This is a genomic window from Bacillus sp. ISL-7 (genome assembly GCF_018613065.1).
Genome location: NZ_JAGGQW010000035.1, coordinates 58,304 through 76,457, shown reverse-complemented (window position 1 = coordinate 76,457; position 18,154 = coordinate 58,304). Strand labels below are relative to the sequence as shown.

Annotated in this window: 22 protein-coding genes and 1 other annotated feature; all 22 genes read left to right on the top strand. The window is 40.1% G+C overall.

Annotated elements, in window-relative coordinates; translation table 11 throughout:
* Positions 1–2 precede the first annotated feature (2 nt).
* The 22 genes from J7E66_RS13655 to J7E66_RS13550 all read left to right on the top strand — a co-directional run bounded on the left by J7E66_RS13655 (position 3) and on the right by J7E66_RS13550 (position 18,098).
* Entirely contained in the window at positions 3–551 is a 549-nt protein-coding gene (locus J7E66_RS13655; RefSeq protein ID WP_374103848.1) for a prepilin-type N-terminal cleavage/methylation domain-containing protein, read from the top strand.
* 25 nt (positions 552–576) lie between these two features.
* On the top strand, positions 577–1,332 hold the full coding sequence (locus J7E66_RS13650; protein ID WP_215000854.1) for a prepilin peptidase: 756 nt from the start codon (positions 577–579) through the stop codon (positions 1,330–1,332).
* A gap of 16 nt (positions 1,333–1,348) precedes the next feature.
* Entirely contained in the window at positions 1,349–2,335 is a 987-nt protein-coding gene (pilM, locus tag J7E66_RS13645; protein WP_215000851.1) for a type IV pilus biogenesis protein PilM, read from the top strand.
* Entirely contained in the window at positions 2,335–3,207 is an 873-nt protein-coding gene (locus J7E66_RS13640; RefSeq protein WP_215000848.1) for a PilN domain-containing protein, read from the top strand. The genes pilM and J7E66_RS13640 overlap by 1 nt, the downstream gene beginning before the upstream one ends.
* The gene (locus tag J7E66_RS13635) at positions 3,204–3,986 is read left to right on the top strand and encodes a pilus assembly protein PilO (protein ID WP_215000845.1); all 783 of its coding nucleotides are present in this window, start codon (positions 3,204–3,206) and stop codon (positions 3,984–3,986) included. Before J7E66_RS13640 ends, J7E66_RS13635 begins: the two co-directional genes overlap by 4 nt.
* A gap of 133 nt (positions 3,987–4,119) precedes the next feature.
* Complete coding sequence (locus J7E66_RS32600; protein ID WP_215000842.1) at positions 4,120–5,205, top strand: SPOR domain-containing protein; 1,086 nt, start codon at positions 4,120–4,122, stop codon at positions 5,203–5,205.
* Between the two features lie 206 nt (positions 5,206–5,411).
* Positions 5,412–5,984 carry a Maf family protein gene (locus J7E66_RS13625; RefSeq protein ID WP_088089149.1) on the top strand — a complete coding sequence of 191 codons (573 nt, stop codon included), beginning with the start codon at positions 5,412–5,414 and terminating at the stop codon, positions 5,982–5,984.
* A 44-nt stretch (positions 5,985–6,028) separates the two neighbouring features.
* Positions 6,029–6,718: a RadC family protein gene (gene radC, locus J7E66_RS13620; RefSeq protein WP_088089148.1), complete on the top strand. Its 690-nt coding sequence runs from the start codon at positions 6,029–6,031 to the stop codon at positions 6,716–6,718.
* A 160-nt stretch (positions 6,719–6,878) separates the two neighbouring features.
* Positions 6,879–7,901 carry a rod shape-determining protein gene (locus tag J7E66_RS13615; protein ID WP_214731769.1) on the top strand — a complete coding sequence of 341 codons (1,023 nt, stop codon included), beginning with the start codon at positions 6,879–6,881 and terminating at the stop codon, positions 7,899–7,901.
* Positions 7,902–7,993: 92 nt separating this feature from the next.
* A complete protein-coding gene (gene mreC, locus J7E66_RS13610; RefSeq protein ID WP_215000839.1) occupies positions 7,994–8,875 on the top strand; it encodes a rod shape-determining protein MreC in 882 nt (293 codons plus the stop codon).
* Complete coding sequence (gene mreD, locus J7E66_RS13605; RefSeq protein ID WP_215000836.1) at positions 8,872–9,390, top strand: rod shape-determining protein MreD; 519 nt, start codon at positions 8,872–8,874, stop codon at positions 9,388–9,390. Before mreC ends, mreD begins: the two co-directional genes overlap by 4 nt.
* Positions 9,391–9,552: 162 nt before the next feature.
* Complete coding sequence (gene minC, locus J7E66_RS13600) at positions 9,553–10,233, top strand: septum site-determining protein MinC (RefSeq protein ID WP_215000832.1); 681 nt, start codon at positions 9,553–9,555, stop codon at positions 10,231–10,233.
* A gap of 1 nt (position 10,234) precedes the next feature.
* Complete coding sequence (gene minD / locus J7E66_RS13595; RefSeq protein ID WP_215000829.1) at positions 10,235–11,038, top strand: septum site-determining protein MinD; 804 nt, start codon at positions 10,235–10,237, stop codon at positions 11,036–11,038.
* A gap of 137 nt (positions 11,039–11,175) precedes the next feature.
* The gene (locus J7E66_RS13590; RefSeq protein WP_215000826.1) at positions 11,176–11,964 is read left to right on the top strand and encodes a M23 family metallopeptidase; all 789 of its coding nucleotides are present in this window, start codon (positions 11,176–11,178) and stop codon (positions 11,962–11,964) included.
* Positions 11,957–12,823 carry a M50 family metallopeptidase gene (locus tag J7E66_RS13585; RefSeq protein WP_215000823.1) on the top strand — a complete coding sequence of 289 codons (867 nt, stop codon included), beginning with the start codon at positions 11,957–11,959 and terminating at the stop codon, positions 12,821–12,823. The genes J7E66_RS13590 and J7E66_RS13585 overlap by 8 nt, the downstream gene beginning before the upstream one ends.
* A gap of 93 nt (positions 12,824–12,916) precedes the next feature.
* Positions 12,917–14,377 carry an Rne/Rng family ribonuclease gene (locus J7E66_RS13580; RefSeq protein WP_215000820.1) on the top strand — a complete coding sequence of 487 codons (1,461 nt, stop codon included), beginning with the start codon at positions 12,917–12,919 and terminating at the stop codon, positions 14,375–14,377.
* A gap of 70 nt (positions 14,378–14,447) precedes the next feature.
* Positions 14,448–14,529: a sequence feature (ribosomal protein L21 leader region), on the top strand.
* Positions 14,530–14,542: 13 nt separating this feature from the next.
* Positions 14,543–14,851, top strand: a complete 309-nt coding sequence (gene rplU, locus J7E66_RS13575; RefSeq protein WP_168245219.1) for a 50S ribosomal protein L21 — start codon at positions 14,543–14,545, stop codon at positions 14,849–14,851.
* A gap of 15 nt (positions 14,852–14,866) precedes the next feature.
* Positions 14,867–15,196, top strand: a complete 330-nt coding sequence (locus tag J7E66_RS13570; protein WP_168245218.1) for a ribosomal-processing cysteine protease Prp — start codon at positions 14,867–14,869, stop codon at positions 15,194–15,196.
* A 12-nt stretch (positions 15,197–15,208) separates the two neighbouring features.
* Entirely contained in the window at positions 15,209–15,502 is a 294-nt protein-coding gene (gene rpmA / locus J7E66_RS13565; RefSeq protein ID WP_066257887.1) for a 50S ribosomal protein L27, read from the top strand.
* Positions 15,503–15,712: 210 nt separating this feature from the next.
* A complete protein-coding gene (locus J7E66_RS13560; RefSeq protein ID WP_215000818.1) occupies positions 15,713–16,255 on the top strand; it encodes a Spo0B C-terminal domain-containing protein in 543 nt (180 codons plus the stop codon).
* 61 nt (positions 16,256–16,316) lie between these two features.
* Positions 16,317–17,609, top strand: a complete 1,293-nt coding sequence (gene obgE / locus J7E66_RS13555; protein WP_215000815.1) for a GTPase ObgE — start codon at positions 16,317–16,319, stop codon at positions 17,607–17,609.
* Positions 17,610–17,648: 39 nt separating this feature from the next.
* Positions 17,649–18,098 (top strand): ACT domain-containing protein, encoded by a 450-nt coding sequence (locus J7E66_RS13550; RefSeq protein ID WP_215000812.1) that lies wholly within the window; start codon positions 17,649–17,651, stop codon positions 18,096–18,098.
* The last annotated feature ends 56 nt before the right edge of the window (positions 18,099–18,154 follow it).

The following is an 18,154-nucleotide window of genomic DNA, read 5'->3' as shown; positions in this document are numbered from 1 at the left end:
TAATGCGTCAAATGTTAAAAAATAAGCTTAAAGATCAAAAAGGATTTACATTAATCGAATTACTTGCAGTTATTGTTATTTTAGGGATTATTGCAGCTATTGCTGTACCATCAATTTTAGGATTAATTGACAACTCTAAAAGAGATGCACACGTCGCTAATGCTCAACAAATGATTAGTGCTGCAAAAATGGCAATCGCCTCCAACCCTAGTCTGCAAACTACCTATGCAGAAGATGGAACAACTAGTGCACCTAACTTCATTACATTAGAACAGTTGGAAACAGATAATTATCTAGAATCTGTAGAGAGTCCAGATAAAAATAATTATATCAAAACAATTGAGGGGGACATTACAGAAGCATCAGATGTTTCTTATGTTGAGATTAGTGATGGGAAAGTAATCGGAGTTAAATTAGTTACTGATACTGATGATGGTAGAGGAATATTTAGAGCAATAGATTCAGATGATGTAACTGCCAAAAAAGAAACAATTACTTCAAAAGATATTGTTCGTAACGAGGTACAAGATAAGTCTAAATTGACTAATTAGATTTTTAAGGGGAAATTCTTGCTAAATGAAATATATAGTAATATTATTTTATGGATGTATATTTGGCTCTTTTTTTAATGTAGTTGGCCTAAGAATACCTTTGAATAAATCAATAGTAACCCCTCGTTCATCATGCTCAGCTTGCGGTCATCAATTAAAACCATACGAACTTATACCAGTAATTTCATATATGCTACAAAGTGGAAAATGCCGCGGCTGCAAGTCGCGGATTTCTCCTATCTATCCATTTTTTGAATTGCTGACTGGAATACTCTTTATGACAGCACCATTAGTTATCGGATGGTCTGGAGAATTAGTAGTTGCACTTACGCTAATCTCCATGTTTATGATTATCGTTGTTTCAGATATTCACTATATGCTTATCCCTGATAAAATTCTGATCTGGTTTGCAGGGATTTTTTTATTGGAACGGATTATTTGGCCGCTAAGCCCATGGTGGGACAGTATTCTTGGTGCAGTAACTGGTTTCATCCTCCTGATGGTCATTGCTATTATTAGTAAAGGAGGAATGGGTGGCGGGGATGTAAAACTGTATGCCGTACTTGGCCTGGTTCTGGGGTTTAAACTAGTACTTTTGTCCTTCTTTCTTTCAACATTGTTCGGAGCTGTTATTGGCGGATTGGCATTACTTTTTAGAATTGTCAAAAGACGACAGCCCATTCCATTTGGACCATTTATTGCGGCCGGAACATTAACTGCGTATTATTGGGGATCGGATTTAATTAATTTGTATCTACATTTCCTTAATCAAGTATTTTAACTAAGGGGTTTTTTATATGGCTTTTTCCCTGTTTACATCTAAAAACCGAATAATTAATCTCGTTTTGAATGATCATTCGATTCGTCTGCTTGAATTAAAGCAGGCGAATCCACCTGCTGCTCAAAGATGGAACGAACGGTTTCTCCCGCCCGGCATTATAAGTGATGGGAAAATTACTGATATCGATTCCTTGGCAAATATTTTAGAAGAGTGTATTGGAGAATGGAAGATTCAAAGACGTCAAGTTCGCTTTTTAGTACCAGACCCGCTCGTAATCATCCGGAAAGTTTCGATTCCTGCTGAAATTCAGGAAGATGAAATTCAGGGCTACCTGTATTTAGAACTTGGTTCGAGTATCCACTTACCGTTTGAAGAACCTGTCTTTGATTTTTATTCATTAGAAAGTAATGGAAAAACAAGGGATTTACTTTTATTTGTAGCACCGGAGCAGCAGGTAATGGAGTATGCAAATTTACTTTCTAAACTAAAGCTTAACCCGATTGCTGCAGATATTTCTCCGCTTGCACTGTACCGCTTGTATCATCAACTTGATCAAACTAGTACAAATGAAGTCCTTTTCTCTGTTCAATTTGATTTGACGAGTGTCAATTTATCTATATTTGAACAAAATGTTCCCCTTGTTATGCGTCAATTTGTTATCCCATTTAATGTTGATCTATGGGATGTAAAGGTTGACAGGGCTGGCAAATTGGCATTTAAGTATACAGGTAATACAGAAGAGTTAGGGATTCAATTTGAGGATATTTTTAGAGAAATTAATAAGTTAAGCGACTTTTACCGCTATACACTTAACAATGACAAAAGTGATATCACCAAGTTTTTATTGAACGGTGACCATCCAATGCTGACAGCGATCTATGATGAAATGAAAGAGCGATTTGACGTCCCTGTCGATATGATTTCTCTCGAACCCGGAAAGAAAGATAGTCTGCCTCCTAGTCTATTACTACCTTTAGGTCTCGCGTTAAAAGGGGTGCAATAATGTTAGTAGAAATTAACCTGCTTCCCCAAAAGGAACCGAAAAAAATCGGCTTTATTATAACTTTATCGTGTTTAGTTGCCTTATTGTTACTTACTGGCGCCTATTACCTTTGGCAAACCAATACCGCTAAGAGTAATATTGCGTCTTTAGATAGACAAATCTCGATGACAAAAAAGATTGCTGAAAAAGAAAATAAAAGTACAGAAACAGCTGATGCTACTAGCTCTGTTAGCCAATTAAAGAGTGCAATTGACTGGGCCAACGATTATCCGATTCAGACCATTCCTGTTATGCGCCATCTGACTTCATTATTACCTGAGCGTGGCTTTATCCAGAGCTTTGCCTATACAGAAGCTGGGACAATCTCGTTAACCGTTCAATTTGATAGTGCTAGAGAAGCTGCGTACTTTTTAGATAATCTAAATGAATCAAAATGGATCGAGGAAGCAAGCTTAAGCTCATTAGCAGCAGCCTCAACCACAGAATCGGCAGTTGATAATGCTAGTGCAACAACGTCGACTAGCCAAACAAATGCAACCAATTCAACGACTCAAACAACGAACCAAACCAACACAGCTAATTCGGACCAAACGGTAACTAACCAGAGTTCAACTTCAACTACGAATAGTCAAACGAATTCAGCTGCAGGAACCACTGGAACTGGTGGTCAAGCTAATACGTCGAACACGACAGCAACTACAGGTACTGTCAACAATTCAACCACTACTTCAACTAGTAGCGAAAGTAAAATGGTAAGCGATAATATCCTTCCTCGCTATACAGGTCAATTTGAAATAAAACTCGATAAAGAAGTTGTTAAAAAGAATATTAAAAGCAGCTCGAAGAATGAGGAAGGAGTGACTGGTTCATGAAGCTCCGTTTCTCCAAAATACAAAGCCTAATAATTGGGATCGTAACTCTTTTAGTGGTCTTATTCCTTGTTTATGCTCAGTTCTTTCAACTCTCACCTTTAAAGGCAGATTTAGCGAACAAGCAGCAGTCACTTGAATCCGAACAAAAGCTATTGGAAATCGTCAGTCAAAAAAAGTCTGAAGATACGAAAAATGCAACTGTAGATACGCGGGAATTACAGAAGAAATTACCTGTCAAGCCGTTACAGGAACAACTTATCTTAGATCTCGAAAAAGCAGAAAACCTTTCAAAAAGTAAAATTAGTTCGATGGGTTTTTCTAAAGATGCTGATGTAAGTACTACCTCTGATCAAGCAACTGCCGAAAATGCGAATGGTCAACAAACTACAACGAATCAAGCTGATACTAGTCAAGCCACAGCCAATCAGGACACAGCGGCACAACAAACCGCTTCTGCCCAAATCGCTGGCTTGAAGAAGCTGACCGTTTCGTTGAGTGTGGAATCACCAAGCTATGAAGATTTAGAGAAGTTTATTGATACATTAGAATCTTTAAACCGCATTGTCGTGGTTGAATCGATAAGTTATTCAGGCGGGCAAGAGATCACCAGTTTAGACCAAGAAGATGAGCCATTATCCTATAGTCTGACAATTTCTGCCTTCTACATGCCGAGTTTAACAGACTTAGCCGCAGAGCTTCCAAAAATCGATGCACCTGCACCAGCTGGTAAAGACAATCCACTAAGTCAGTTTTCTGCCACGACCGGGGCGCAGCCATAATTAACACCATCGCAAACTGTAAATAATTTGGCGAAAGTCTACGATAACAAGACGACAAAAGTCTTGTTATTTTTTTTGGCCTTTATGATAGGATGGAACAAATTACCCGTGGTAGAGAGAGGAGTACGGTTTAGTGGACAAGCCTAATAAAGGCAATACAATCAAGATCAAATTAAATGGAGAAAACCCGCCCCATCTGGATGTTCCTCCAAAAGAAGTCGAAGCCAGCATCGACCCCATTCCTAAAGTGATAAAAATAAATTCGAATCTCTCAGAATCGGATAACTTAATGGAGACAGCTGCAGCACAAGAGTCTGTCGACGAAAGTTTTGATTGGATTATTCCTGAATCCTCCGAAAATGACATAGAGGAGTTTAAAATTGTACCAAGTCAAGGTGGCAAAAAATCTGCCCTTCCCAAAATAACAACTTTTTCATCCAGTTCATCTAATTCAAAAAAGAAAAATGGCCGGCCGTTAGGAACCATTTTAATTTCTGCCGTCTTCGCCATCCTTATCGGAACCACGATCGGTGTTGTGATGCTAAAGTTAGTGATTACTACACCAACTGACAAGACTGTTGTAACCGAACCAACAGTAGTCACTGAAAAGCCTGCTAGCACCACCGAAACCAAAACTACGGTGGGCAAGACCTCGTCAGCTGCTATATCCCAAGTAACTGCTTACGTCATTCAGGGCGGAGTTTTTTCATCGGAAGCTGGTGCCAAGGAGACATCTTCCAGTTTAGACTCGAAAGGCATACCATCCCAAACCGTTGAAATGGATGGCAAGTACTTTTTATTCCTTGGTGTTGCGGATTCCATCGAAGCCGCTAAAGCAATTGGGGCTCAATATAAAGAAAATGGAATTGAAGATGTGTTTGCCAAGCCGCTGTTATTAGATGAAAAGAAGTTTACCGGTGTTACTGAAAAAGAAAAAAACTTTTTAAAAGCTGTACCGACCATGTATCAAACGCTATCTCTTACTTCTTCGAGTGCTCTACTGACCAAGTCGCTTTCTGAGGATTCCAGCAAGGCCCTCATAGAGATTGAAGAACAATTAAAGAGTAGTGTTAAAAACAAAAAGTTAAAAGATCTAAAAGCAGAATTAGTTAGTGCGAACGAGAAGCTAAAGGCATTTCAAGAATCAAAATCCGAAAGGAATCTTAGTGACGCCCAACAGCACTTGCTAAACTTCATGTCGTTGTACTTTTCAAAGTAATCAATATCTGACAAAGCTCGATATTTTCCGGGAAATAAGGCCTATCGAATCTGGATAGGCCTTTTTATATGTCATAAAAAGAATTATTCCGCATAATTTTACAAATTCCATCAAAATTTTTTTCGTATAAAAATTGTTTGCTACTACAATTTCTGATACGATTGAATTGTATCTCCCTAATACGTGCCAAAAGGTAAGGTGATCGAATGCAGAACCTCATTTTAGCCTCTTCTTCTCCACGGCGAAAAGAACTTCTAGAAACTCTCCGTTTAACATTCGCGATTTCAAGTAGTGAAGTTGATGAAAGTTTTGACCCAGCTCTCTCTCCTAAAGAAGTAGTGATGGAGTTAGCCGACCGAAAGGCCCAGGCGGTTTTTAAAGAAAACCAGAACGCCTTTGTGATTGGCTCGGACACAATAGTTGTGGCGGATAATCAAATTTTAGGAAAGCCTGCAGATGAAGCAGAAGCATTTACGATGTTAAAAAGCTTGTCAGGAAAGCAGCATGATGTCTTTACTGGAGTTTCGATTGTGTCTCCAACAGGTACAACAACGTTTTATGAAAGAACAGAAGTTTGGTTTTGGGAGTTAACTGACGACTCAATACGGGCGTATGTAAAAAGTGGTGAACCGCTTGATAAAGCAGGTGCATATGGCATTCAGCAGCTCGGAAGTATGCTTGTCAAAAAAATAAATGGAGACTATTTTGCGGTTGTTGGTCTGCCTGTTTCAAGAACAATAAGAGAATTGAAAAAGGCTGGCTACCAGTTGCCGTATTAAACTTTTTTAGTTCATTAACTCCCTTAAAAAAGGGAGGAAAAAAAGTGTCCACCAATACATTAATGATCCGTGATTTCCCTCAAGATGAAAGGCCTAGAGAACGATTTATTCAGCATGGACCACAAAGCTTATCCAATCATGAATTGATTGCCATCTTACTTCGAACCGGAACAAAGGACGAATCGGTTCTGCAACTGTCGAATCGACTGCTGACCCATTTTGAAGGGTTACGACTATTAAAAGCGGCTACGTTAGAAGAAATGACTGAGATAAAAGGGATTGGTTCGGCTAAGGCCATTCAAATTCTTGCTGCTGTCGAAATTGGCAGAAGGATTACCAACCTGGATTACAAGGACCGATATGTCATCCGCTCGCCGGAAGACGGTGCGAAGTATTTGATGAATGATATGCGCTTTTTATCACAAGAGCATTTTGTTTGTATGTATTTAAACACTAAGAATCAAGTAATCCATAAACAAACGATTTTTATTGGCAGCTTAAACGCCTCGATTGTTCATCCAAGGGAGGTGTTCCGCGAGGCGTTAAAGCGGTCAGCTGCTTCCGTTATTGCGGCACACAATCACCCGAGCGGTGACCCGGCACCAAGCCGCGAGGATATTGAGGTAACCAAGCGACTGGTCGAATGCGGAAAAATAATTGGCATCGATTTACTCGATCATTTAATCATCGGGGAGAACAAGTTTGTGAGTCTCAAGGAAAAAGGGTATTTATAACTATGATTTTATTTGACGTTAAGTTATAATATTGCTTATGGTTTTTTAGGACTGCTTAAGACTTAACTAGATAAATATTGAGAAAAAAGACATGATATAAAAGTAATTACCAACCTATTGGAGTTTTTGTATTACGTATCAGAAAGGGAGCTACAAAATTATGTTTGGAATAAGAGCTAGAGATCTTGGGATTGACTTGGGGACAGCAAATACCCTTGTATATGTAAAAGGAAAAGGAATTGTCTTACGCGAGCCATCCGTTGTTGCGATGCAGACAGATACGAAGAATATTGTCGCAGTTGGTAACGACGCGAAAAATATGATTGGACGGACACCGGGGAATATCGTCGCTTTAAGACCGATGAAGGATGGAGTCATCGCTGATTTTGAAACCACAGCGGCAATGATGAAGTACCATATTCGTCAAGCACAGAAAGGGAAGAACGTATTTACGGGAAATCCATACGTGATGGTTTGTGTGCCTTCTGGGATTACAGCGGTCGAGGAAAGAGCGGTGATCGATGCCACTAGACAAGCAGGGGCAAAGGATGCCTATACCATTGAAGAGCCATTTGCTGCGGCAATAGGCGCCAATTTGCCTGTTTGGGAACCAACTGGCAGCATGGTCGTCGATATTGGCGGGGGAACGACCGAAGTTGCGATTATTTCGTTAGGTGGAATTGTTACAAGCATCTCGATCCGTGTTGCTGGCGATGAAATGGACGAGTCAATTGTTTCTTATATTCGAAAAAATTATAACTTGATGATCGGGGACCGGACTTCTGAAGCGATTAAAATGGAAATTGGCTCAGCAGGGGATCCTGAAGGTGTCGACAATATGGAGATTCGCGGCCGGGATTTATTAACGGGTCTGCCAAAGACAATCGAAATCTCTGCAAAAGAAATTGCTGGAGCATTACGCGATACGGTTTCTGCGATTGTAGAAGCGGTCAAGAATACGTTAGAAAAAACACCGCCGGAGCTCGCTGCCGATATTATGGATCGCGGGATTGTCCTAACAGGTGGAGGGGCACTGCTCCGCAATTTAGACAAAGTGATTAGTGAAGAAACGAAAATGCCTGTTCTGATTGCCGAGAATCCACTCGATTGCGTAGCGATTGGAACAGGAAAAGCTCTCGATCATATTCATTTATTTAAAAACAAAACGAGAGATTCACGCTAAGAATAGCGGCAGCGCCCGTTAGCGGCTGGAGCAAGATAACTATCAAAGCTTAAAACTATACTTTTTATCTAGGAAAATAGAGGTGTATAATCATGCCACAGTTCTTTCTGAATAAACGTCTGATTATTTTGCTTGTCAGCATCATTGTTCTCGTGGCATTGATTGGGTTTTCTTTAAGGGAGAGAAGTAAACTATCCTGGCCGGAGCAATTTGTCAAAGATACAACCGGCTGGGTTCAATCCCTGGTTTCAAAGCCTACCCATTTTGTTGCAGGCTTTTTTGAAAATCTCCAGGATTTGCAAAATACATACGATGAGAATAAAGAATTAAAATCGCGGATCGAAAATCTTGTCAATCTTGAAGCACAAGTCCAAGAGTTGAAAAATGACAATGAAGAATTGCGTGACATTCTCGGTGAAAAAAAGACCCTGAGAGACTTTAAACCATTACCAGCTACCGTCATTGGCAGAAACCCTGATCGTTGGCATGAAATGATTATTATCGACAAAGGCAAACTAAACGGCATCGAAAAAAATATGGCTGTCGTTACGGCAACCGGTCTCATTGGAAAAGTAAAAAATGTGACACAATTCAGTGCTACTGTACAACTTTTAAGTGCAATGGATCCTAAGAATCGAATTTCTGCTGTCGTTCAAGGCAAAACAGATGTTTATGGATTTGCACAGGGTTTTGATGACAAACAAAAATTACTATTAATTAAGGCGATTCCATCTGGCTCAAAAATTGAAAAAGGCCAAACCGTGATTACTTCCGGTTTAGGTGGTGTTTTTCCAAAAGGGCTGATGATTGGAAAAGTGGTTGATGTTAAACCCGATCAGTATGGCTTAAATCAAACGGCCTTAGTGAAACCAGGGGCGAACTTTTACGATATTGAAAATGTGATTGTCATAAAAAGATTAATGACTCAGCCAGTTAAAAGTGATTTATCAGATGGGAAGGTGAAGGAGTTTTGAGAAAATTCCTTCTACCTCTTTTATTTCTGTTTCTTTTTATCCTAGAAAGCCTTTTTGTCGAGTTTTTACCGGCAAAGATTTTTGGTTTTGAGCGAATATTTGTCCCTCACTTTCTGTTTACAGCCATTTTGTTTTTAACGATTTTTGTCGGAAAAAAACACGGAATTATTTATGCGGCCATTTTTGGGCTTTTATTTGACATTGTTTATGTCGAAATTATCGGTATTTATTTTTTTCTATATCCATTTATCTCCTACCTTATTTATAAATTATTGCAGGTTTTGCAATCAAATATTATCACTGCTTTTCTTGCTGCCCTTCTCGGTATCTCGTTATTAGAGATGGGTGTTTATGAAATGAATTATTTAATCCATGTAACAGACCTTGATTTTATTAGCTTTATTAACTTGCGTTTTTACCCTACCCTTTTATTAAATGCAGCTATTACTCTAATTATCGCCTATCCATTAAAGTGGCTATTTGAAAAACATTCGGAAGCATTAAGGGATGAATGATTTTTTTATAAAAAGAGGAGAATGGACGCATCGTGTCGAATTTTTATTAAGATAGTATGTACTTTTGATTCGGAATAAGCATAAGGGCTTGCAAATCCCATTGAAACAACGAATTTTGCTTGTTTCGAAATTGCTTTCTTATTATGAGGTGAAAATTTCTCCATGAAAAAACGGCAAAATGTTACAATAAAAGGAACGAAGGAAGGTCTCGTCCTTCATCTTGATGATACCTGTTCCTATGAAGAACTAAAAAGGGAACTCGATCATAAGCTTTCAGCGAACTCCAGGACTCAGGATGAGCGTCAGTTAACCTCTGTCAAAGTGGCAATCGGCAACCGCTATATTACGGAATCGCAACGGGAAGAGCTAAAAAACTTAATTCTCAAAAAGAAGAATTTTGTGGTTGATGAGATTGTATCAAACGTAATCACGAAGGAAGAAGCTGAGCGTCTAATAGCCGAAACAGAGGTCATGACGGTTTCTAGAATCATTCGTTCTGGACAAGTCCTCGAAGTGCCTGGGGACCTGCTATTAATTGGCGATGTCAATCCAGGTGGAACGGTGATGGCCGGCGGTAACATTTTTATCATGGGGACATTAAAAGGTATGGCCCACGCCGGCTGCTATGGCAATGAGCAAGCAGTCATTGCTGCGTCAAATATGAAACCATCCCAGCTTAGAATTAGTGATTGTTTAAATAGAGCACCAGACAGTGTCCAAAGCAATGAAAAACGGGAAATGGAATGTGCATATATAGATGATGAGCGTCAAATCATTGTTGATAGATTGCAAGTTTTAATCCAATTAAGACCTAATTTAACAAGATTAGAAGGGGGACATTAAAGTGGGAGAAGCAATAGTAATTACATCCGGTAAGGGTGGAGTAGGAAAAACAACAACTTCTGCTAATATCGGCACATCATTAGCCCTTCAAGGAAAAAAAGTATGTTTAGTAGATACAGACATCGGTCTTCGGAATTTGGACGTCGTAATGGGACTTGAAAACAGAATCATTTATGATCTGGTCGATGTCGTTGAAAAAAGATGCAAAATCCATCAAGCCCTTGTGAAGGACAAACGATTTGACGGGTTATTATACTTACTGCCAGCTGCGCAAACGGTGGATAAATCCGCTGTGAAGCCAGAACAGATGAAAGATTTGATTTTAGAATTAAAGCAAGACTACGATTATATCATTATTGATTGTCCTGCTGGAATTGAGCAGGGTTTTCATAATGCCATTGCTGGAGCAGATAAAGCGATTGTTGTTACAACGCCAGAGGCATCTGCTGTACGCGATGCAGACCGAATTATTGGCTTGCTCGAAAAACAACCCGATATGGAGTCGCCCAAATTAGTGATAAACCGGATTCGAAATCATATGGTGAAGACTGGTGATATGCTTGAGATTGATGAAGTTACCCAGCATCTTTCCATCGAGCTCATTGGAATTGTAGCGGATGATGACGAGGTAATTAAAGCTTCTAACCATGGTGAACCGATTGCCCTGAATCCGAATAACAAAGCATCGATTGCTTATCGAAATATTGCCCGACGGATTCTCGGTGAATCCATCCCGCTCCAGTCACTCGAAGATGAAGATAAAGGTGTCTTCAAAAAAATTAAAAAATTCTTCGGCGTTCGTTAATTAGAAATGCGGAAGCGCCTACTTTTTTCAAACAGCCTGCCCACTAACTTGTGGACAGGCTGTTTTTATTTTTCAGACATAATCTTCCCTTTTCCCTCATAGACTTGTACAAATTAGTGGGAAAAGGGGTGATGGGGATGGCGCGGTCTACACCGGAAGAAATTAGGCGGCGAATCGCAAAGCGAAAAAATGATACTGGGGCAACATCTGAAAAAAGTCCCGACCGCCAAATTGCTTGGCCTAGTGACGATGAAAAATATGGATTCAATCAGTTTACTTCATCAGGAAGCAGTAATGGCGATGATGGGCATCCATTGTTTAAGAAGGAAGTATTTTTTTTCAAAATATTGTCCTCTGTCCTCCTGTTTTTAGTGATAGCGATACTATTTAGGAACCATTCCGCTACTTTTGAGCCAGCTAGAGACGCGGTCATGAAAACAATGGACAAGGATTTTAAATTTGCGACCGTTTCAAACTGGTATGAAAGCAAGTTTGGGAAACCATTGGCCCTACTGCCATTTTCTGATAAAGATCAAACTGGGAAAAAGGAGGTGGCTGAAAAGGAATTTTCCGTGCCAGCAATGGGAAAAATCCTTGAAAACTTTGAAAAAAATGGCCAAGGTATCATGATTGAAACAGGAAAAGGGGCGTCCGTCCAAACCATTAATGATGGCATCGTTACCTTCGCAGGGGTGAAGGAAGGATTGGGGAAAACTGTCATTATTCAGCATTCCGATGCGACCGAAACCTGGTACGGGAATTTGGACCAAATCAAGGTTAACTTATATGAATATATCGATAAAAGAAAAGTAGTTGGCACGGTCTCAGTGTCGGCAGGAGAAGATAAAACCAAAGGAAAATATTACTTTGCCATAAAAAAAGGCGATGATTTCATCGACCCAATTCAGGTGATACGCTTTGAATAGAGCCATGAATTTATTCCAACTTATCTCTATCCATCCCTTATTGTGGATTGTGATTGGACTTTCAATTGTGACCGCTCATTTCCTCGAGGTTTGCTTGTTGCTTGGGATCATTTTTATTCATGAAATGGGGCATGCTGCTGCAGCTTCTTTTTTTTCATGGAGAATCAAGAAAATTACCCTCCTGCCGTTTGGCGGGGTTGCTGAAATGGATGAGCATGGCAATCGGCCGCTAAGGGAAGAGACGATAGTCGTCCTTGCAGGGCCGCTGCAGCATGTGTGGATGGTAGCCCTAGCCTATGGGTTGGTTACCGTCAACTTAATGCCTGAAGACCTTTTTCAGCTCTTCTTAAGCTATAATCTCATGATTTTTGTTTTTAACTTTTTTCCGGTTTGGCCGCTGGATGGCGGGAAACTGGTATTCTTACTGCTCTCATTAAAAAGTTCCTTCCCGATCGCCCATCGCCTAACGCTCATCCTTTCGTTGGTCAGCCTATCCATCTTTTCACTGGTGATCGTGATCGCAGCCCCGACACATATCAATGTCTGGATCATCATTGCCTTCCTTTATTTCTCGCTTTACCACGAATGGAAGCAGAGGCGCTATATTTTTATGAGATTCTTGCTGGAGCGTTACTATGGGAAAAAATCCAGTCTTCGGACCTTGAAACCGATTGAGGCCAATGAACAGGAGCTACTTATACACGTCCTAGAGAAATTCCAACGTGGCTGTAAACATCCAATCATCGTCGAAGCAGACGGCAAAGAAAAAGGGATATTAGATGAAAATGAACTATTGCACGCCTATTTTACCGAAAAACGTCTAACCGATAAAATAAGCGACCTTCTTTTTTCTTATTAAACCCTATTGTTGATTGGAGCAGAAATCAACATGCATGTTTCACATAGCCTAACTAAAAAGGTATAATGAAAAGAAAAAAGTGAGGTCGCTTGATTGGAAACACTTATTATTAATTACAATTCACGCGAAAAGCGATTTGCTTATCTAAAAGACAACCGCGTTGAAAATATCGTTTTTGACCGACCAGAACATCGATCACTGGTCGGTAATATTTATTTTGGGACTGTGACAAAAGTATTGCCAGGGATGAATGCCGTATTCATTGATATTGGCGAAGAGAAAAATGCGTATTTACACCGTGATCTACTTCCTTCCTATCTCTTATCTGCCGAAAAACAAAAGTCTGTCACCTCGTTCGCCCACCAAGGTGAAAAAATACTGGTTCAGGTCGATAAGGATGCAACGGGGACGAAAGGTGCTCGGGTAACGGGAATTATTGAAATACAGGGGCCCAATCTCATCTACATGCCAAAAGGGCGCTATGTGGCGGTGTCTAAAAAAATCGCTGACGAAGGTCAAAAAGCAAAACTTCGCCGGAGCGGCAGTCGTTTGAAAACAGAGGAAGAGGGGATCATTTTCCGTACTTCAGCGATAACGAGTACAGAAGATGAAATCCTTTCAGAACTAATGAACCTGCGCGAGAACCATCAAGAACTGTTACAAAAAGTGGCCACGATGAAAAAACCAGGAATCATTTTTCAAAAAGATACCTTTATCGAAATGATTATGGACCAAGTAGCTAGAATGACTAGCGGGGAAGTAATCGTCGATGATTTAGTGCTAAAAAAGCTAGCTGAGGAAAAAAATGATCAACTCAAATCCATTTACTACAATGGAAAAGAGAATATTTTTTCTGTACATAAAGTGGAACATGAAATTGATAAAGCCCTTAAGCGTATTGTCTGGCTTGATAATGGTGCTTACCTTATCTTTGACGAAACTGAAGCGTTAACGATTATTGATGTGAATACCGGGAAATTTTCCGGAAAGACAAATTATCAAGACACGATATTAAAAACAAACCAGTTGGCTGCGAAAGAAGTGGTAAGGCAACTGCGTCTGCGCGATATTGGCGGAATTGTTCTCATTGATTTCATTGACATGACACGCGCTGAGGACAAGCAATCGATTCTCTCGCTGATTGAAACGGAATTAACCAAGGATCAGAAAAGAACAAAAATGATTGGTTTTACACCGCTAGGCATTCTCCAACTGACTAGGAAGAAGACAAAGGTTACTCTTTCTGAGGCACTTGAGGTGAAGTGCTCTGTTTGTGATGGAACGGGAAGAGTCCTTAGTCCTGAAACGGTTGGCTTTAGGCTTGAACGGGAGCTGTTAGAGCACCGCTATTCGGAATTTGAGGCAGTCTTGGTCGAAACAACTCAAGCGGTGAAAGAGGAATTGTTAGGACCGAATGAAGCCCACCGAGAAGCATTAGAGGAGCTAATGCATATCAAACTATATTTTTCAGTTCAGCCTTCAGCCCGCCATTATTATATATTAAAGCAGTTCGGCAATGTGAGTGAGATCTCACAAAAAGCATTTGATTCCTAATCATGTTCCTAAATTTCTATTGACACTTTTGCCTATTTTATGTTAGGATTTTAATGTTATGTTTGTAGCACCCGTGCTACAACCGCACAGAACAGGTAGTAAGATTTGTGTGAAAGCATAAGCGCCTGTATATGGCGAGTCTGAGTTTATAAGGAGGTGCAGTTCATGTACGCAATTATTGAAACTGGTGGTAAACAAGTGAAAGTCGAAGAAGGCCAAGCTATCTACATTGAAAAACTTAATGCAGAAGCTGGTGAAACAGTTACTTTTGATAAAGTTCTTTTCGTTGGCGGTGAAAACGTAAAAGTAGGAAGCCCTGTTGTTGCAGGCGCTACGGTTACAGCTAAAATTGAAAAGCAAGGTCGTCAAAAGAAAATTACTGTTTTCAAGTACAAAGCGAAGAAAAACTACCACAAGAAGCAAGGTCATCGTCAACCTTACACTAAAGTAGTCATCGAAAAAATCAACGCGTAAGGTGTTGAATCATAGATGATTCAAATTACGATTAATCGTACAGAGTCCGGATTTATTCAATCATTCGAAATAAGTGGTCATGCATTTTTCGCCAATCGAGGCAAGGATATCGTCTGTGCTGGCGTATCTGCAGTATCCATTGGAGCAATCAACGCTGTGCACGCCCTAACAGGTGTCACGCCCGAGATTGAGCATGAGGGCGGCTTTCTCCGCTGTGTTGTACCGGAACATCTTTCGGAAGACATTTATGAGAAAGTACAACTTCTTCTAGAAGGTATGACTGTTTCATTACGTACAATTGAAGAAGAATACGGAAAGCACATAAAGATTACCTTCAAAAAGTAGGAGGTGGAATGAATGTTATTAAAATTAGATCTTCAGTTGTTTGCATCTAAAAAAGGTGTAGGTTCTACAAGGAACGGTCGTGACTCACACGCTAAGCGTCTTGGTGCTAAGCGTGCAGACGGACAATTTGTATCTGGTGGTTCAATCCTATACCGTCAACGCGGTACAAAGATTTACCCAGGTGAAAACGTTGGCCGTGGAGGAGACGATACTCTTTTTGCAAAAGTTGACGGCGTTGTGAAATTTGAACGTTTCGGTCGTGATCGCAAAAAAGTGAGCGTTTATCCAGTAGCTCAAGAAGCTTAAGGTAACTAGCGAAAACTCTAACCTGTTTGGTTAGAGTTTTCTTTTTGCTAACGAATTTTTCCTTCCATATATTCTTCAGGAAAACTACTTCGTAGATGCTTCTTTTTGCCTCTAATGATCTTTCATCACATAAAATTGCTTACTCAGGGTTATTTTTTTGATATACTATCAGCAAAATAGTGTTGTGACACTTAATGTGGGAGTGTACGTATGGAGAAAGAATGGGATATTGTTGAGGTGCTCCGGCACTCTCGACATGATTGGTTAAATAGGCTTCAGTTAATTAAGGGGAACTTGGATTTAAATCGAATCGACCGGGCAAAAGCGGTTATTGACGAAATTATTATTGAAGCACAGCATGAGTCAAAACTAACAAATTTAAAAATGCCTTTATTTGCCTCACTGCTGTTTAAGTCTAATTGGGAGAATTCCTCTTTTAAGCTTGAATATGAAGTTCTTCAAGATTCGGAATCCTTTCAAATTAATGAAGAACAGATCACAAAGTGGACTTACCTTTTTTTTGAGTGTTTAAATGAGGCAATTGAAGCATTCCAAGAAAATCATTTATCAATATCAATTGATCCCCAATCAGAGGGAGTTCGTTTCTTTTTTGATTTTAGCGGGATAATAATAAAAAGTGAATTAATTGAAGCATTCCTTGCAGACTCCAAAATTCTACTGGATGTAGTGGTCAAGGAATTCTCAGAAAGCGAACTTACAGTAGAAGTTTTTATCCCTATTCAAAAAAAATAGGCTAAAGCTGAGATATTTTTCGTGACAAAAGTTAATTCGATATGCAGACTGGAGGAATAAGATGTTTGTTGATCAAACGAAGATTTATGTGAAAGCCGGAGATGGCGGAAATGGTATGGTTGCGTTTCGTAAGGAAAAATATATACCAAAAGGCGGTCCAGCCGGTGGAGATGGCGGTAAAGGTGCCAATGTTGTTTTTGAAGTAAATGAAGGCTTGCGCACCTTGATGGATTTCCGTTATCAGCGTCACTTTAAAGCACCGCGCGGCGAGCATGGCATGTCCAAAAACCAGCACGGTGCAGGTGCAAAGGATATGATTGTTAAGGTACCGCCTGGAACAGTGGTCATTGATGAAAAAACGAAGGAAGTTATTGCTGATTTAGTCGAGAATGGACAGCAGGCAATTATTGCAAGAGGCGGCCGTGGCGGACGTGGAAATTCTCGATTTGCAACTCCGGCCAATCCAGCACCAGAGTTATCTGAAAATGGAGAACCTGGCCAAGAACGTGAAGTCATTCTTGAATTGAAGCTTCTTGCTGATGTCGGATTAGTTGGTTTTCCAAGTGTTGGTAAGTCGACATTATTATCGGTTGTATCATCGGCAAGACCGAAAATCGCCGAGTACCATTTTACCACAATTGTTCCGAATCTTGGTATGGTAGAAACGGAAGACGGCAGAAGCTTTGTTATGGCAGACCTTCCAGGTTTGATTGAAGGGGCAAGTGAAGGGGTTGGCCTCGGCCATCAATTCTTACGTCATATAGAACGGACAAGGGTTATTGTCCATGTCATTGATATGGCAGCGATGGAAGGCAGAGACCCATATGAGGACTACCTTACAATCAACAAGGAATTAAAAGAGTACAACCTGCGCTTGACAGAACGGCCACAAGTTATCGTTGCAAATAAGATGGATATGCCTGAAGCTGAGGAAAACTTGAAAAAGTTTAAGGAGCAGCTAGAAGAGGATTATCCAATCTTCCCTATTTCAGCCGTAACAAGAAAAGGACTGCGTGAGCTATTGTTTGCTGTAGCTGATAAGATCGAGGAAACACCAGAATTTCCACTTGAACATGAAGAAGAGGAAATAACGGGTGTCCATCGTGTTCTTTATAAGCACGAAGCAGAGCCGGAAGCATTTAAAATTACGAGAGAACCTGATGGGTCATTTGTTGTCTCTGGTGAAAAAACAGATAAGCTCTTTAAGATGACAGACTTCTCAAGAGAAGAATCCGTCCGCCGTTTTGCACGTCAACTTCGTGGTCTTGGTGTTGATGAAGCGTTAAGGGAAAGAGGAGCAAAAGACGGGGATATTGTGAAATTAATGGAGTTTGAATTCGAGTTTATTGAGTAGAAGGAAAGGCCCTGAAGAGATCAAGGTAGGGTGATAAAAATGGAAAACGTTGATAAAAAATTTTACTTAGTACGTGAAGATGTGTTGCCAGAAGCGATGAAAAAAACGCTTGATGTCAAGGAAATGCTTGAGAGAGGTAAAGCAGAATCAATTGCAGATGCAGTTCATAAAGCGGATTTAAGCAGAAGTGCCTTTTATAAATATAGAGATACTGTTTTTCCTTTCTCGTCCATTAAAAAGGAAAAGATTATCTCGCTTTTCTTTCACCTAGAAGATCGTTCAGGCACGCTATCAAAATTGCTCAGTGTTGTGGCCAATTCAGGCTGCAATATTGTTACCCTTCACCAAACGATTCCGTTGCAAAGCAGGGCGAATGTGACTCTCTCATTAAACACTTCAAACATTACGATGGAAATAGATGAGTTACTTAAAGAACTAAGGAAACTCGAATTTGTAGAGAAGGTAGAAGTGCTGGGAACAGGTGTGTAGGTGAAAAACTACTACCGGCTCTCAGCTTTCTTTTTAAAAAAATAAGGAGTGGGGAA

Excerpts from the sequence above, each read along its gene's own strand:
- J7E66_RS13550 (WP_215000812.1), top strand. The coding sequence starts at position 17,649 with ATGGAAAACGTTGATAAAAAATTTTACTTAGTACGTGAAGATGTGTTG.
- pilM (WP_215000851.1), top strand. The coding sequence starts at position 1,349 with ATGGCTTTTTCCCTGTTTACATCTAAAAACCGAATAATTAATCTCGTT.
- J7E66_RS13635 (WP_215000845.1), top strand. The coding sequence starts at position 3,204 with ATGAAGCTCCGTTTCTCCAAAATACAAAGCCTAATAATTGGGATCGTA.
- rpmA (WP_066257887.1), top strand. The coding sequence starts at position 15,209 with ATGTTATTAAAATTAGATCTTCAGTTGTTTGCATCTAAAAAAGGTGTA.
- J7E66_RS13560 (WP_215000818.1), top strand. The coding sequence starts at position 15,713 with ATGGAGAAAGAATGGGATATTGTTGAGGTGCTCCGGCACTCTCGACAT.
- J7E66_RS13650 (WP_215000854.1), top strand. The coding sequence starts at position 577 with ATGAAATATATAGTAATATTATTTTATGGATGTATATTTGGCTCTTTT.
- J7E66_RS13625 (WP_088089149.1), top strand. The coding sequence starts at position 5,412 with ATGCAGAACCTCATTTTAGCCTCTTCTTCTCCACGGCGAAAAGAACTT.
- mreC (WP_215000839.1), top strand. The coding sequence starts at position 7,994 with ATGCCACAGTTCTTTCTGAATAAACGTCTGATTATTTTGCTTGTCAGC.
- J7E66_RS13655 (WP_374103848.1), top strand. The coding sequence starts at position 3 with ATGCGTCAAATGTTAAAAAATAAGCTTAAAGATCAAAAAGGATTTACA.
- J7E66_RS13570 (WP_168245218.1), top strand. The coding sequence starts at position 14,867 with ATGATTCAAATTACGATTAATCGTACAGAGTCCGGATTTATTCAATCA.
- J7E66_RS13590 (WP_215000826.1), top strand. The coding sequence starts at position 11,176 with ATGGCGCGGTCTACACCGGAAGAAATTAGGCGGCGAATCGCAAAGCGA.
- J7E66_RS13640 (WP_215000848.1), top strand. The coding sequence starts at position 2,335 with ATGTTAGTAGAAATTAACCTGCTTCCCCAAAAGGAACCGAAAAAAATC.
- rplU (WP_168245219.1), top strand. The coding sequence starts at position 14,543 with ATGTACGCAATTATTGAAACTGGTGGTAAACAAGTGAAAGTCGAAGAA.
- obgE (WP_215000815.1), top strand. The coding sequence starts at position 16,317 with ATGTTTGTTGATCAAACGAAGATTTATGTGAAAGCCGGAGATGGCGGA.
- minC (WP_215000832.1), top strand. The coding sequence starts at position 9,553 with ATGAAAAAACGGCAAAATGTTACAATAAAAGGAACGAAGGAAGGTCTC.
- J7E66_RS13615 (WP_214731769.1), top strand. The coding sequence starts at position 6,879 with ATGTTTGGAATAAGAGCTAGAGATCTTGGGATTGACTTGGGGACAGCA.